At 65.9% G+C, this 12,949-nt stretch carries 15 protein-coding genes and 1 pseudogene; 8 read left to right on the top strand and 8 right to left on the bottom strand.

What is annotated here, in order from left to right; all coding sequences use genetic code 11:
• Nucleotides 1–13: 13 nt before the first annotated feature.
• The gene (locus TNMX_RS09905) at nucleotides 14–715 is read right to left on the bottom strand and encodes a hypothetical protein (RefSeq protein WP_052037974.1); all 702 of its coding nucleotides are present in this window, start codon (nucleotides 713–715) and stop codon (nucleotides 14–16) included.
• Nucleotides 716–775: 60 nt separating this feature from the next.
• Here TNMX_RS09905 and TNMX_RS09900 point away from each other — a divergent pair, with 60 nt between their 5' ends.
• Both TNMX_RS09900 and TNMX_RS09895 read left to right on the top strand, forming a co-directional pair.
• The gene (locus TNMX_RS09900; protein WP_038031705.1) at nucleotides 776–2,242 is read left to right on the top strand and encodes a lipopolysaccharide assembly protein LapB; all 1,467 of its coding nucleotides are present in this window, start codon (nucleotides 776–778) and stop codon (nucleotides 2,240–2,242) included.
• Between the two features lie 64 nt (nucleotides 2,243–2,306).
• Entirely contained in the window at nucleotides 2,307–3,125 is an 819-nt protein-coding gene (locus TNMX_RS09895) for an S-adenosyl-l-methionine hydroxide adenosyltransferase family protein (protein ID WP_038031703.1), read from the top strand.
• Here the strand turns inward: TNMX_RS09895 and surE are convergent.
• The 3 genes from surE to TNMX_RS09880 form a co-directional block, all read right to left on the bottom strand.
• The gene (gene surE / locus TNMX_RS09890; RefSeq protein WP_019551387.1) at nucleotides 3,073–3,822 is read right to left on the bottom strand and encodes a 5'/3'-nucleotidase SurE; all 750 of its coding nucleotides are present in this window, start codon (nucleotides 3,820–3,822) and stop codon (nucleotides 3,073–3,075) included. The two genes, TNMX_RS09895 and surE, sit on opposite strands and share 53 nt — an antisense overlap.
• Nucleotides 3,823–3,968: 146 nt before the next feature.
• Nucleotides 3,969–4,175: a cold-shock protein gene (locus tag TNMX_RS09885; protein ID WP_015715977.1), complete on the bottom strand. Its 207-nt coding sequence runs from the start codon at nucleotides 4,173–4,175 to the stop codon at nucleotides 3,969–3,971.
• 121 nt (nucleotides 4,176–4,296) lie between these two features.
• Nucleotides 4,297–4,764, bottom strand: coding sequence for a peptidylprolyl isomerase (locus TNMX_RS09880; protein ID WP_019551386.1), 468 nt, complete (start codon nucleotides 4,762–4,764; stop codon nucleotides 4,297–4,299).
• A 128-nt stretch (nucleotides 4,765–4,892) separates the two neighbouring features.
• On the opposite strand from TNMX_RS09880, the gene cysK reads away from it, so the two are divergent.
• Nucleotides 4,893–5,807 (top strand): cysteine synthase A, encoded by a 915-nt coding sequence (gene cysK, locus TNMX_RS09875; RefSeq protein WP_026329099.1) that lies wholly within the window; start codon nucleotides 4,893–4,895, stop codon nucleotides 5,805–5,807.
• Here the strand turns inward: cysK and TNMX_RS09870 are convergent.
• From TNMX_RS09870 to TNMX_RS09860, 4 genes and pseudogenes are all read right to left on the bottom strand, one after another.
• Entirely contained in the window at nucleotides 5,804–6,442 is a 639-nt protein-coding gene (locus tag TNMX_RS09870) for an outer membrane lipoprotein carrier protein LolA (RefSeq protein WP_019551384.1), read from the bottom strand. The genes cysK and TNMX_RS09870 overlap by 4 nt on opposite strands.
• 11 nt (nucleotides 6,443–6,453) lie before the next feature.
• The gene (locus tag TNMX_RS09865; protein WP_019551383.1) at nucleotides 6,454–7,215 is read right to left on the bottom strand and encodes a hypothetical protein; all 762 of its coding nucleotides are present in this window, start codon (nucleotides 7,213–7,215) and stop codon (nucleotides 6,454–6,456) included.
• A gap of 59 nt (nucleotides 7,216–7,274) precedes the next feature.
• Nucleotides 7,275–7,427 (bottom strand): annotated as a pseudogene (locus TNMX_RS12665) (ATP-binding cassette domain-containing protein); the annotation flags it as partial.
• Nucleotides 7,390–7,983, bottom strand: a complete 594-nt coding sequence (locus TNMX_RS09860; RefSeq protein WP_038031861.1) for a TetR/AcrR family transcriptional regulator — start codon at nucleotides 7,981–7,983, stop codon at nucleotides 7,390–7,392. The gene TNMX_RS09860 and the pseudogene TNMX_RS12665, both read right to left, overlap by 38 nt.
• 110 nt (nucleotides 7,984–8,093) lie before the next feature.
• Between TNMX_RS09860 and TNMX_RS09855 the strand changes: the two genes are divergently transcribed.
• The 5 genes from TNMX_RS09855 to TNMX_RS09835 all read left to right on the top strand — a co-directional run bounded on the left by TNMX_RS09855 (nucleotide 8,094) and on the right by TNMX_RS09835 (nucleotide 12,934).
• Complete coding sequence (locus TNMX_RS09855; protein WP_038031700.1) at nucleotides 8,094–8,756, top strand: PspA/IM30 family protein; 663 nt, start codon at nucleotides 8,094–8,096, stop codon at nucleotides 8,754–8,756.
• Between the two features lie 67 nt (nucleotides 8,757–8,823).
• Nucleotides 8,824–9,465: a hypothetical protein gene (locus tag TNMX_RS09850; RefSeq protein ID WP_019550744.1), complete on the top strand. Its 642-nt coding sequence runs from the start codon at nucleotides 8,824–8,826 to the stop codon at nucleotides 9,463–9,465.
• A 13-nt stretch (nucleotides 9,466–9,478) separates the two neighbouring features.
• Nucleotides 9,479–11,326, top strand: coding sequence for a 1-deoxy-D-xylulose-5-phosphate synthase (gene dxs / locus TNMX_RS09845; RefSeq protein WP_038031698.1), 1,848 nt, complete (start codon nucleotides 9,479–9,481; stop codon nucleotides 11,324–11,326).
• Nucleotides 11,313–11,927 (top strand): MBL fold metallo-hydrolase, encoded by a 615-nt coding sequence (locus TNMX_RS09840; protein ID WP_019550746.1) that lies wholly within the window; start codon nucleotides 11,313–11,315, stop codon nucleotides 11,925–11,927. Before dxs ends, TNMX_RS09840 begins: the two co-directional genes overlap by 14 nt.
• A complete protein-coding gene (locus TNMX_RS09835; protein WP_038031696.1) occupies nucleotides 11,924–12,934 on the top strand; it encodes a hypothetical protein in 1,011 nt (336 codons plus the stop codon). Before TNMX_RS09840 ends, TNMX_RS09835 begins: the two co-directional genes overlap by 4 nt.
• Nucleotides 12,935–12,949: the final 15 nt, after the last annotated feature.

Here is a 12,949-nt window from a genome sequence, read left to right as displayed (position 1 = left end):
GAGCTCCTTGGGTCTACTTCAGCTTGGCAAGCTCCTGCCGGGCCCTCTCCTGGTCGTAGCGGTCGGCGGCAGTTTTGGCGGGAAGGGAGAGGGCTTTTTCCAGCTGTTTTCTGGCCTCCTCCTTCTTGCCCCAGGCGGCAAGGACCCTGGCGTACTCCACCCGGTGGATGATCCCATCCGGCTCCAGCTCTATGGCCTTTTGCATGAGGGGCTCCACCCTCGAGCCATCCGCCCCCTGGGTGGCCGCCACCAACCAGCCCTTCTGCACCAGCTCAAAGTGCCAGAGGGCCAGGGCCACCATGGCCCCGGCGTGGTCGGGCTTGAGCTTCAAGGTCTTCTCCAGGTCGCCTCGGATCCTGGAGGCCAAGCCCTCCGCCAGGGCCTCGAGGATCCCCTTGAACTGGGAAAGCCGCCCCAGGGCCCGGGCCCGCTCAAAGTAGCCCTCGGGGTAATCCGGGGCTTTGGCGATGGCCTGGGAGGCCGCCTTCTCCGCCTTTTCAAACCAGGTGCGCTTCTCCTCGGGCTTGGCCTGGTAAAGGGCGTAGAAGCTGGCTCCCTTGGCCGCCAGGGCCAGGGCCTCGGGGGTACCCAGCTTTAAGCCCAGCTCATACGCTTCCTGAAACCGCCCGGCATCCACCAGGGCCGACACCTGGGGGGCCTGGGCCTGGCCGACGACCCAAACCATCGCAACAACCAAGGTTATCCATCGCCTCATGGGTTTCACCCGCGGGGGATTATACCCGGTACAAGAGAGGGAGGGCGTAAACTGGAAGACATGGGGCTTATTGGGGGATTACTGGTTCTCCTGGGCCTACACTTCCTCTCTCCCGCTTTGGCCCAGGGAGCCGAAGAGTATTTCGCCCGTTGCCAGCGCCTATACCAACGAGGAGCACTGGATAGCGCCCAGGCCACCTGTGAGTTGGCCCTTAAGAGCGACCCCGGCCACCAGCCAAGCCTCCTCCTTCTGGCCCGTATCCACCTGGAAAGAGGGGATCTGGACCGGGCGGAAAGCTACCTGGGACAACTGGGCGACGAGCCCGAGGCAAAGCTTCTTCGGGCCCGGATTCTCCTGCAAAGAGGCCGGGCCGCGGAAGTCCTCAAGCTTTCCCTGCCCCCAGGACCCGAGGCCAACCTTCTAACGGCCATGGCCCTCAAGGCCCTCCGTCGGTACGAGGAGGCCTTAAGGCTCGCCCAGAACCTGCCCCCCACCCCCGAGGCCCGGCTATTCCTGGCCCAGCTCCACCTGGCCTTGGGGCAGCCCCAGGAGGGCTTAAAGATCCTGGGTCCCACCCTGGCGGAGAGGCTGGAAAGGGGCCGCCTCCTCCTTTTCTTGGGGAAACCCCAGGAGGCCATTCCCCTTCTTGAGGGGCTTCTTCCCCAGCTTGCGGCAGAGCCCCGGATGCAAAGCGAGGTTCTCTCCCTGCTGGTCCTGGCCTACCTGGGGCAGGGTCAGCTTTCCCAGGGACAGGCCGCCCTAAGGCAGCTGGCTTCCTTGGAAAATCTCCCGGCCCGCTTCCTGGCCTGGGCCTGGCCTTGGCTTCTCGTCTTCCTGGCCTTTTTGCTCCTGGTCCTCCTGGGGGAAAGCCGCATTGAGCCCGTGCGCACCCTCGAGGTGGTGGAGGATCCCCTGCCGGGGCCGGGAAGCCTTTACCTGACCCTCCTGGGCTCCCTCCTCCTGGCCCTCCTCCTGGCCGCCTTCCTGGGCAAAACCCTTTTCGCCAACGCCCTAGCCCTCATCACCCCTTACCAGAAAGAGTTGATCCTTCCCAGCTTTTACCTCTTCTATGGCCTTCTCCTCTTCGCAAGCCTCCTTCTCCAAAGGCCCTTCCGCAAGCGCCTTTCTGCCCTTTTGGGACCCTGGTCCAGCTGGATCGAGGGGTTTTGGGTGGGGCCGGCCTTGGTCCTCCTCCTTTTCCTCTACGGGTGGATCCGCGAGCCCTTGGGGCTAGGCACCCTCCCCTTAAACCTCCTTGCCTTTTTGGGCCTAGCCCTCATGGAGCCCTTCTTCCGGGGCCTGGTCCCCTTGGTCCTTAAGGAACGGTACCGGGACCTTTCCCCCTACCTGACGGCCTTGCTTTTTGCGGTGGCCGTGCCCGGGCCCACCTTCCTTCTCCTCCTCCTGGGGGCGGGCCTCCTCTGGGCCAAGGAGCGGGCGGAGGGTACCCTGGGCCTGGCCTTGGGCTGGGTGGTGGCGGGGGTGATCCTGGCCCTTTTCCCCGCCGCCTGGCTCCGGAGCTTCTGATGCCACCCCGTCCCGGCTTTGCCAGGGTGGGGGTCCAGGTAAAACCCCGTAGGCTAAGGGCAGGATGCGCCCCGTCTTCTTCCTCTCCGATTTTGGCCTCGAGGACCCCTACGTGGGCGTGGTTAAGGCGGTGCTCTGGGAAAAAGCTCCCGGGGTACCCGTCCTGGACCTGGCCCACGCCCTACCCCCCCAGGACCTGCGCCGGGCTGCCTACGCCCTTTTTGAGGCCCTCCCCTACCTGCCGGAACAGGCGGTGGTCCTGGCGGTGGTGGACCCTGGGGTGGGCACCAAGAGGCGGGCCATCGCTGCGCTAGGAAGGCGGCTTTACGTGGGGCCTGACAACGGCCTCTTCACCCTGGCCTGGCTTCTGGACCCACCCATCCGAGCCCACGAGATCACCTGCATCTCCCCTCCAAGCCCCAAGGGCATCCTCCCCCTTCCGGGCTGGGCCCCGGGGGGCTACACCTTCCACGGCCGCGACCTCTTCGCCCCCGCCGCAGCCCACCTGGCCCTAGGGCTGGCTGCCGAGGAGCTTGGACCAGAGGTGCCCGCCCAGGACCTCATACGCCTTCCCCTCACCCTCACCCCAGGCCCAGAAGGGGAGATCCTCACCTTTGACCGCTTCGGCAACGCCATTACCACCCTCCTCGAGGCTCCCTTGGAGGGCGTGGTGGAGGTGGCGGGGAAACGCATCCCCATCCGCCAAACCTTCGGCCAGGCGGAAGCGGGAGAGGCCGTGGCCTACCTGGGAAGCGGAGGCCTCTTGGAGATCGCCCTCAACCGGGGAAACGCCAAGGAAGCCCTGGGGCTAAGGGAGGGGATGCCGGTGGTCATACTTCCTCCACCCAGCGGGCCACCTCCTCCAACAGATCTGCCGCCGTGAAATCCAGGCTCACGGGGGTGATGGAGATGTACCCGTGGCGCACCGCGTGAAGGTCGGTTCCCTCCTCCTCCTCCCCCACGGGGGTGCCGGCGATCCAGTAGTAGGGCCTCCCCTCGGGGTCCAGGCGCTCCACCACCGTGTCCTCCCAGTGGTGGGTGGAAAGCCGGGTAACCCTCACCCCTTTGGGCACCCCCGCCGGGAAGTTCACGTTGAGGAGAACCCCCTTGGGAAGCCCCCTTCGCATCACCAGCCGGGCGATCCTTACCGCCCACTCCGCCGCCAGGGTGAAGTTGAGCTCCTCCCCCGAGGTATCCAGGCTGAAGGCGATGGAGGGAATGCCCAAGGAAGTACCCTCCAAAGCCGCAGCCACCGTGCCCGAGTGGGTGAGGTCCAAGCCCAGGTTGACCCCGATGTTGATGCCCGAGACCACCAGGTCGGGCCGGCCCAAAAGGTGAACGCCCAGCACCACGCAGTCCGCAGGGGTGCCGTCCACCCGGTAGGCGGGGATCTCCCCGAAGCCCGCGCTGGCGGTGTGCTTGAACCGTAGGGGCCGCCTCACGGTGATCCCGTGGCCCACCGCGGACTGTTCCACATCCGGGGCCACCACACAAACCTCCCCCAAAGCCCGCATAGCCAGGCCCAGGGCCTTGATCCCGGGGGAGAAGATGCCGTCGTCGTTGGAAACCAGGATGCGCATAACCCAAGCCTAAAGGAAAGAGGCCCCCGATGGGGGGCCTTTCACTGCTAAAAACGGGGGCTTTATCGGCACCCCAGCCTGACTTCGTCAGGCTGGGGTGGTCTTACCGGGGCCCCCACCCTGGCGCGAGCCAGGGTGGGGTGGTATTAGAGGCGGCGGACCTTCTTGGCCTGGGGGCCCTTGCCGCCCCGGCCGGCCTCCACCTCGAACTCCACCCGGTCACCCTCGTTCAGGGTGCGAAACCCCTCGGCCTCGATGGCCGTGAAGTGCACAAACACATCCGGACCCTCTTCCTGCTGGATGAACCCGTAGCCTTTTTCCGCGTTAAACCACTTGACGGTACCCTTCTTCATGCTTCTCCTTCATCCCGAAAACCCACCTGGCTTTCCAGGGACTCTTCACTATCCCACGGATTACCCAAAAAGTCAAGCCCCAAAGCGCAAGGGGCCTTGGAGCCTGGGGTAGGCTTTGGGCTTAGTGGTGGTGCCCGCCCTCGTGCACGTGGCCGTGAAGGATCTCCTCGGGGGTGGCCTCCCGGACCCTTACCACCTCCACCTCGAAGTCCAGGTCCCTGCCCGCCAGGGGGTGGTTGAAGTCAATGGTCACCTCTTCCCCCTGGACCTCCACCACGGTGAGGGGCATGGGGTTCCCCTCCATGTCCTGGGCGTAGAACTGGGCCCCGGGCACCACCTCCGCGTCCTCGGGGAAAGCGGAGAGGGGCACCACCTGGACCCCCTCGGGGTCGCGGGGTCCATAGGCCTTGTCCGCAGGCACACGGGCCTGGAAGATCTCCCCCTCCTCGCGGCCTTCCAGCTCCTCCTCGAGGCCCCGGATCAGGTTGCCGTGCCCGTGCAAATAGGAAAGCTCCCCCTGGTCCAAGACCTCCCCCTCCACCTGGAGGGTATAACGGATGGTTACCACCTTGTCTTGTTCAACCTTCATGGTCACCCTTTCGCAAGCCAGGCTTGCTCCCCTTAGCCTAGCAGACCCGCCCCTTGGAGGAAAGGTGGAAGGAGCTTTCCCCGTATCCAAGCTCCTTCCACCTCCCTTACAGGCCCTATAGTAGGGGTATGCGGGTGGAAACGATCATCGGCAAAACCCCGGTGGTGCGCCTTTTCAGGGTGGTGGAGCCCGACATGGCCGAAGTCTGGGTGAAGCTGGAGGGCCTCAACCCCGGGGGGTCTATCAAGGACCGGCCCGCCTGGTACATGATCAAGGATGCCGAGGAAAGAGGCCTCCTCCGCCCCGGCTCCGGCCAGGTCATCGTGGAGCCCACCAGCGGCAACACCGGGATCGGACTGGCCATGATCGCCGCAAGCCGAGGCTACCGCCTCATCCTCACTATGCCCGCCCAGATGTCCGAGGAGAGGAAGCGGGTGCTGGAGGCCTTCGGCGCCGAGCTGGTCCTCACTGACCCGGCGAGGCGGATGCTGGCCGCAAGGGAGGAAGCCTTGCGCCTTAAGGAGGAGCTTGGGGCCTTCATGCCCGACCAGTTCGCCAACCCCGCCAACGTGCGGGCCCACTACGAGACCACCGGGCCGGAGCTCTTTGAGGCCTTGGAGGGGCGGATCGACGCCTTCGTCTACGGCTCGGGCACCGGGGGGACCATCACCGGGGTGGGGCGGTACCTGAAGGAAAGGATCCCCGGGGTGAAGGTGATCGCCGTGGAGCCCGCCCGCTCCAACGTCCTCTCCGGGGGCAAGATGGGCCAGCACCAGTTCCAGGGCATGGGACCCGGCTTCATCCCCGAGAACCTGGACCTCTCCCTTCTGGATGGGGTCATCCAGGTGTGGGAGGAGGACGCCTTTCCCCTGGCCCGGCGGCTGGCCAAGGAGGAAGGACTTTTCCTGGGGATGAGCTCGGGAGGAATCCTGTGGGCAGCCCTGCAGGTGGCCAGGGAACTGGGCCCTGGCAAGAGGGTGGCCTGCATCAGCCCGGATGGCGGCTGGAAGTACCTCACCACCCCCCTCTACGCCGAACCCTAGCGCCGCACCACCTGGGCGTCCTTGGGGTAGCGCTTGAGATCCTGGGGGCGTAAGGAGGCTTTCTTGAACTCCACCACCCGCAGGTCGGCCATCACCTTCCCCGCCTCGTCCCGAAACACGAAGCGCACGGGCCTGGGATCGTTCTTCAGGATGTAAAGCTCCAGGGTGGCGAAGCCCTGGCCCTCCTGTGCCCGGCCCACCAGTTTCCAGGCCACCCCCTCCGGCAGGCGCTCCTCCCCCACAAGGCGAAGGCTCACCCGCTCGGAAAGCCCCTTCAGGTCCCCAAGGCCCTGGGGGCTAAACCCCAGGCCCTGCACCTGGGCCTTTTCCTTGGGGCTCACGATGAGCTGGTTGGTGAGGTAAAGGTAGTTCCAGACCTCCTTTTCCGTGATCACCGTGAAGTTGCCCTCCAGAGAGCCCGGTTTCTGAAACTCTATGCGGAAGAGGTTTTCCTTGGGAATGGCCAGCACCCGGGCTTTAAGCTCCTCCTGCCCTCCGGGTCCCTGGATCTGGCCCTGCACCACCGCCTGCCAGGGGTCCTGCAGGTTCCTTTCCACCCGGTCCAGGATCTCGGAGACGCTTTGCGCCAGAGCCAGGCCCAGGGCCAGGAGCAAAATACCCCAGGGTTTTTCCATAAATCTCCTCCTCATGGCCACCTCCAGGCGTACCGGACCCAGGCGTAGGGAGCCTCCCTATATCCTCCCTCGAGCCCCAAGTCCCCAAGCCACACCCCGAGGCTACCCGCAAAGGGATAGGAAAGGGTGAGGAAAAGGCTAGCCTCCCCTAAGTAAAGCCCCGCCTCGAGGCGATTTAACCCCCCTAAGCGCAGGGCGAGGTCCAGAACCTCCATCCCCTCCCCCACCTCGCCCTTCCAGCCCAAAACCAGATAGGGCAGGCCGGAAAAACCCGCCCCCAGGGTATAGGTGGCCTCCTCCCTCAGGGCGTAGCTCACCTCGGCCCGCAAGACCTCTCCCCTTTCCAATAAGAGGCCCACCACCTCCTTGGGCACCAGGCGGTAACGCAGGGAAAGCCGGCCGAACACCCCCTCCTCGGGGAACAGGGGGAAAACCCTCTTGGAGCGGTAGCCGAGCCGCGCCGCCAGGGCCAGGGGGCCGGCACCCCCTTCGGCAAAGGCCATCCCCCCAAGCCCCCCCACCCCCACCTCGGCTTGCAGGCCATAGGCCAGGTACCCCAGGGGCCCTAGGGCGAGGCTCGAGGAAAGCCCCAAGGCCCCCCGGCTTTCCTGCCCCACCTGGAGCTTCCCGTAGACCTCCCCCGGCTCCAGGGTGAAGCCTCCCTCGAGGGTGGAGGCTAAGCTTCCCGAAACTCCATAAACACCGGCCTCGAGGCGCCCTTGGGCCAGGGCCAAGCCCAAAACCACCCACCCCGCCCACCAGATCCTTTTCATGCCGCCACCTGCCTTTGGAAGCGCACGGAGGCCAGGAAGAGGACCAGGGCGGAAAAGAGGAGAACCCCGGTGAGGATCCGCACCAAGGTGGTCTTCCCCGCCCCGTTGGGCCCCAGGAGGTCGAAGACCTCCCCGGGGCGCACCTCGAGGCTCACCCGGTCCAAGGCCCTGATACTACCGAAGCTCCGACTGACCTCCTCTGCCTGCACCATATCTGCCCTCCAGGTATCCCCGCAGATAGGCCTCCGGGTCCAGGGGGAGGTGCACCCCCAAAGCCTCCCCCAGAAGAAAGCGGGCCATCAAGGGTCCCACAAAGGCCAAGGCCATCTCCTCGGGAGGCTCATCGGACCGGAGAAGACCCTTGCGCTGCTGGGCCCGGAAGAAGCCCACCACCCTTTCCAAGACACCCAGGATGCCTTTCGGAGGTCCTGCGCCCCTTAGCCCCGGGTGGCGGAGAAGCTCGGCAAGCAGCTTGGGCAGAAGGGCCTGGTGGGCCTTTAGGAGGTCCAGGTAGGCCTCTAAAAGCTGCCTCAAGCCCTCCTCCAAGGGAGCCTCCTCCGCGGGGAGGCGTTCCAGAAACCCCGCCGGGATAAAGCGGGAAAGGGCTGCCCGCAAAAGGGCCTCCTTGCTGCCGAAACGCCGGAAGAGGGTTACCTCGTTCACCCCGGCCCGCCGGGCGATCTCCTTGGTGGTGGCCCCCCGGTACCCCCGCTCAGCCAAAAGCTCCAGGGCCGCAAAAGCAGCCCGCGATCCGGATCCTTGCCCCAGCCCTGGTCCTCCGGCCCTGCACGTAAGTGCATACTTACAGCGCAAGCCTACCCCCTTTCTCCCCCAGGGTCAAGGGTGGGTGTGGCATACTCAACCTAGGAGGAAAAACCATGACCCTACTGGACCGCCTAAGCCGTCTCATCCGGGCCAACCTGAGCGACCTGCTGCGCCGGGCCGAGGACCCCGAGAAGATCATCAACCAGGCCCTGGAGGACATGAAAGAAGCCCTAAGGGAGGCCCGGGAGCAGGTGGCGGCTGCCATGGCTGAGGGCAAGCGCCTGGAACGGGAGGTGGAAAGCCACCTGCAAGAGGCCACCCTCTGGGAGGAGAAGGCCAAGGAGGCCCTGAAGGCAGGCCGGGAAGACCTGGCCAAGGAGGCCTTGAGGCGAAGGAAGCGGGCCCTGGACCTGGCCGAGGGCTTCAAGCAGCAGGCGGAGGAGCAGAAAACCCTTGTGAGCCGCCTCATGACCCAGCTCAAGGCCCTCGAGGCCAAGATCGACGAGGCCGAGGCCAGGAAAAAGCTCCTTCTCGCCCGCAAGAAGGGGGTGGAGGCCGCCGAGGCAGTGCGGCGGATGGAATCCAAGCTGGACGCCCACCCGGCCCTCGAGGCCTTTGAGGAGATGGAGGCCCGCATCCTCTCCATGGAGGACCGGCACGAGGCCCTGAAGGAGCTGGATGGCCAGGACCTGGAAAAGGAGCTCGCCGCCCTCTCCGCGGAAAAGGAGCTGGAGGAGGAGCTTTCCCGCCTCAAGAAGGAGCTTGGCCAATCCTAATCCGGGCATCCCTCCTTGCGGGCAGTGTAGGCCGGCCCACGGGGGCTTAAGGGGTAAACTCCGTATCATGAGGCGGTACCTTATGGCCCTCGCCCTCTTTCTGGCCGCCTGTGCCCCCCAGGCCACCCAGGCCCCCGAGGCCCGGCCCCTTCTTAAGGAAACCGCCTTCTATCCCGCCACCACGGGCCTGGAGTGGGTCTATGTGCCCGAGGGGGAGGCCCTTTCCTCCCCACCCTACCGGGTGCGGGTGGAGGGCCCGGCCCTTTACGAGGGGCAGGAGGCGGTGCGCTTCCGAAGCTTCGGCCGGGGGGAGGACAGGGTCTACTACCGGCAGGTGGGGGCCTTTGGCGTGCGGCTTTTGGGCTTCCAGGACCCCTCCGCCCGGGTGGTCTTCACCCCCCCCATCCTGGAGTACCCCCCGGAGGCCCTCCTAGCCGTGGGCTACCGCTGGGGGGGCAGGGTGACAGTGCGGGTGGAGCTCCTCACCCCTGGGGGACGAGAGCCCCTGGCCCAGGGGGGCCTGAGCTATACCATGGAGGTGCTGGAGGAGCGGGAGGTGCGCCTGCCCGCCGGGGTCTTCCAGGTGTACCGCATCCGCCAGGTCTACCAGGACGAGCGCGGCCAGGATGTCCGGGAAGTCTGGTTTTCCCCCAGGGTGGGGGAGGTGCGCACCCGGGAAGGCCGCGTTCTGGTGGAGAAGAACTTCTAACTAGGGGGGAGCAATGGTACTGGACAAGGTGAATAGCCCGGACGACCTGAAGGGCCTGACCCTCGAGGAGCTCCTGGCCTTGGCCGAGGAAATCCGGAGCGAGATCATCCGGGTCACGGCGCAAAACGGAGGCCACCTGGCAAGCTCCCTAGGAGCGGTGGAGCTCATCCTGGCCCTGCACAGGGTCTTCCAGTCCCCTAAAGACCGCATCCTCTTCGACGTGGGCCACCAGGCCTACGCCCACAAGCTCATCACCGGGCGCAAGGGCCGCTTCCACACCCTGAGGCAGGAAGGGGGGCTTTCCGGCTTCACCAAGGTTCCCGAGTCGGAGCACGACGCCATCACCGCCGGGCACGCCAGCACCTCCTTGGCCCATGCCCTGGGCATGGCCATCGCCCGGGACCTGGCGAAGGAGGACTACCACGTGGTGGCGGTCATAGGGGATGGGGCCCTCACCGGAGGAATGGCCCTGGCCGCTCTCAACAAGATCGGGGAGCTGGGCAAGAGGATGCTCATCATCCTGAACGACAACGAGATGAGCATCTCGGAAAACGTGGGGGCCCTCAACAAGTACTTCAAAGAGCTTCAGATAAGAAAGTGGGTCCAGGACGCCGAGAAGCTGGGCCGGAGCATCCTGGAGCACATCTCCCCCAAGCTCTTCGGCCTGGTGGACCGGGCCAAGGAAGCGGCCAAGCTCATCCTCCACCAGGAGAATCCCTTCTACGCCTGGGGGATCCGCTACATCGGCCCCGTGGACGGCCACGACCTCAAGGGGCTCATCCACATCCTGGAGCACCTCAAGGAGCTGGACGGCCCCACCCTGCTCCACGTGGTCACCAAGAAGGGAAAGGGCTACAAGGTGGCCGAGGCCGACCCCATCTACTGGCACGGGCCCTCGGGCTTTGACCCCCTCAAGCCGGAGAAGGTTTCCAAGGGCTACACCTGGAGCCAGGCCTTTGGGGACGCCGTCACGGAGCTGGCCTATCTGGAACCCCGCCTCTTCGTCCTCACCCCGGCCATGCGGGAGGGGTCGGGCCTGGTGCGCTACTCCGTGGAACACCCCGACCGCTACCTGGACGTGGGGATCTGCGAGGATGTGGCGGTGACCACGGCCGCGGGCATGGCCCTACGGGGCCTCAAGCCCATCGTGGCCATCTATTCCACCTTTTTGCAACGGGCCTACGACCAGGTGATCCACGACGTGGCCATAGAGGCCTTGCCCGTGATCTTCGCCATAGACCGGGCGGGGGTGGTGGGGGCCGACGGAGCCACCCATCACGGGGTTTTTGACATCGCCTACCTGCGCACCATCCCCAACCTGCAGATCGCTGCCCCCAAGGACGCCTTGGAGCTAAGGGCCATGCTGAAGAAGGCCTTAGAGATCGGAGGGCCCATCGCCATCCGCTACCCCCGGGACAACGTGGAACGGGCCCCGGAGGGCGCCTGGCCCGAGATCCCCTGGGGCCGGTGGGAGGTGCTCAAGGAGGGTACCGAGGCCTACATCCTGGCCTTCGGAAAGACCTTGAAGTACGCCCTCGAGGCCGCCTCGGACGACCCCAGGATCGGGGTGGTGAACGCCCGGTTCCTCAAGCCCCTGGACCGGGAGATGCTCAAGGCGCTTGCCCACTACCGGCTCCTCACCGTGGAGGACCACCAGCGGATGGGGGGGTTTGGAAGCGCGGTCCTCGAGGCCCTAAACGAGATGGGCTTGAAGCCTCAGGTGAAGGTCCTGGGCCTGCCCGACCGCTTCCTGGAGCACGGCTCCATCCCAAGCCTCCACCGCCAGGCTGGGATCGACGCCGAGGGCATCCGGAGGGCCCTGGCGGAAATGGGCGTCCCTCCCACCTATGAGAGGGCTTGAGGCCCTCCCCTTCGCCGCCAACCTTTACAGGGTTCCCGTAGCGGAAGGGTACTTCCTGGTGGACGCCGGGCTTCCCTGGGAGGCGGGAAGGCTTCTAAGGCTCCTCAGGGAACCCCCCAGGCTCCTCTTCCTCACCCACCACCACACGGACCATAGCGGCGGGGCCCGGGCCCTTTGGGAACAGTTTGGCCTTCCCATCCTGGCCCATCCCAAGGAGTGGCCCTACCTGACCAAGGAAAAGCCCCGCCCTCCCCTACCCATACCCCTCCTGGGTCCCTGGCTCGCCAACCTGGCCCCGCCCCTTCCCCGGGAGGCCTTGAGGCCAGTGGAGGAAGGGGAGGAGGTCCTGGGATGGCGGGTGGTGGAGCTTCCCGGCCACACCCTGGGGCAGGTGGGGCTTTTCCGGGAAGGCCTCCTGATCGCCGGGGATGCCTTAAGGGGCAAGGGCCTTCCCCCCAGGTTCATCAACGAGGACCATGCCTTAGCCAAGAAGACCGTGCGCAAGATCCTGGACCTGGGAGCAGAAACCGTCTACCTGGGCCACGGAGGGCCCCTCTCCCGCCAGGAGGTGGAGGCCTTGGCCCTTAAACTGGGGGTATGAGAAAAGTCCAAGCGGGCCTCCTAGCCCTCCTCTGGAGCCTGGGCGCCTTGGCCTGGGCCCAGGAGGTGGTGGTCTACCCCGGCTTCGCTGAGGTCAAGGAACCCGTGCTCCTTCCCCCTTCCGCCTGGGTCTATTTGGCCGGGGAAAAGCTTTCCCGCATGGCCCCGGGATCCTTAAGGCTCCTTGGGGTGGAGGAAAAGGAGCGCATCAACCAGGGAACGGTGGTCCTTTTCCGCTACCAGGGGGAAGGGCCCGCCACCCTGCGCTACCTTTACACCGGGCTTTCTGGGGAGGTCTTTTACACCCTGGAGGAGGGAAGGCTTACCCTCTGGGCCCGGCTCCGGCTGGAGGGAGGGCCCCTGGAAGCCAGAAAGCTCACCCTGCTCGCCGGGGAAGCCCCCCTTCTCGGGGTGGCCGAGGCCAAGGGGATACCCATGCGGGCCTTCGCCGAGGCGCCTTCGGGGGAAAGCCCCTTTGGCCTCTTCCGCTACCCCCTGCCCCCGGGCCGGCTGGAGCCCGGCACCACGGAGATTCCCGTCCTCAAGGCCCAGGTAAGCCCAACCCGGCTTCTTCGCTACCAAGGACCCTTCCGCACGGACAGGCTTCTGGCCCTGGAGCGGGGCTACCGCTTTACGGCACCCTTCCCCCTGGCTCCGGGGAGCCTCGAGGTGGTGGAGGAAGGCTTCTTCCTGGGCCAGGCCCTGCTTCCCGCCACCCCTGAGGGAGAGGTGGCCGAGGTGTGGCTGGGGCGGGACCTCGAGGGCCGGCTGGAACGGTCGGTGAACCTGCTCCAGCAAAGCGAAAAGGAGGCCACCTACCGGGTGGAAACCCGCTTCAAAAACCCCTACCCCTACCCCATCGCCCTCCTCCTTTCGGAAACCTTCCCCCAGCCCTTCCGCCTGGACTTCCCCGAGGCCACCCACCTGCCCCAGGGCTACCGCCTGGAGGTCCCCCTTAAACCCGGGGAGGCCCTTACCCTGGTCTACCGCCTCACCCTTCTCCGCTAGGGACATCTGCCCCCA

The organism is Thermus sp. NMX2.A1 (assembly GCF_000511705.1).
Classification (GTDB): domain Bacteria; phylum Deinococcota; class Deinococci; order Deinococcales; family Thermaceae; genus Thermus; species Thermus scotoductus.
Note: the sequence above shows the minus strand (reverse complement) of the source record. Positions and strands in the feature narration are given on the sequence as shown.

What these genes read in the sequence shown, in the direction of transcription:
- TNMX_RS09905 (WP_052037974.1), bottom strand. Translation starts at nt 715, where the DNA reads ATGAGGCGATGGATAACCTTGGTTGTTGCGATGGTTTGGGTCGTCGGC.
- TNMX_RS09900 (WP_038031705.1), top strand. Translation starts at nt 776, where the DNA reads ATGGGGCTTATTGGGGGATTACTGGTTCTCCTGGGCCTACACTTCCTC.
- TNMX_RS09895 (WP_038031703.1), top strand. Translation starts at nt 2,307, where the DNA reads ATGCGCCCCGTCTTCTTCCTCTCCGATTTTGGCCTCGAGGACCCCTAC.
- surE (WP_019551387.1), bottom strand. Translation starts at nt 3,822, where the DNA reads ATGCGCATCCTGGTTTCCAACGACGACGGCATCTTCTCCCCCGGGATC.
- TNMX_RS09885 (WP_015715977.1), bottom strand. Translation starts at nt 4,175, where the DNA reads ATGAAGAAGGGTACCGTCAAGTGGTTTAACGCGGAAAAAGGCTACGGG.
- TNMX_RS09880 (WP_019551386.1), bottom strand. Translation starts at nt 4,764, where the DNA reads ATGAAGGTTGAACAAGACAAGGTGGTAACCATCCGTTATACCCTCCAG.
- cysK (WP_026329099.1), top strand. Translation starts at nt 4,893, where the DNA reads ATGCGGGTGGAAACGATCATCGGCAAAACCCCGGTGGTGCGCCTTTTC.
- TNMX_RS09870 (WP_019551384.1), bottom strand. Translation starts at nt 6,442, where the DNA reads ATGGAAAAACCCTGGGGTATTTTGCTCCTGGCCCTGGGCCTGGCTCTG.
- TNMX_RS09865 (WP_019551383.1), bottom strand. Translation starts at nt 7,215, where the DNA reads ATGAAAAGGATCTGGTGGGCGGGGTGGGTGGTTTTGGGCTTGGCCCTG.
- TNMX_RS09855 (WP_038031700.1), top strand. Translation starts at nt 8,094, where the DNA reads ATGACCCTACTGGACCGCCTAAGCCGTCTCATCCGGGCCAACCTGAGC.
- TNMX_RS09850 (WP_019550744.1), top strand. Translation starts at nt 8,824, where the DNA reads ATGAGGCGGTACCTTATGGCCCTCGCCCTCTTTCTGGCCGCCTGTGCC.
- dxs (WP_038031698.1), top strand. Translation starts at nt 9,479, where the DNA reads ATGGTACTGGACAAGGTGAATAGCCCGGACGACCTGAAGGGCCTGACC.
- TNMX_RS09840 (WP_019550746.1), top strand. Translation starts at nt 11,313, where the DNA reads ATGAGAGGGCTTGAGGCCCTCCCCTTCGCCGCCAACCTTTACAGGGTT.
- TNMX_RS09835 (WP_038031696.1), top strand. Translation starts at nt 11,924, where the DNA reads ATGAGAAAAGTCCAAGCGGGCCTCCTAGCCCTCCTCTGGAGCCTGGGC.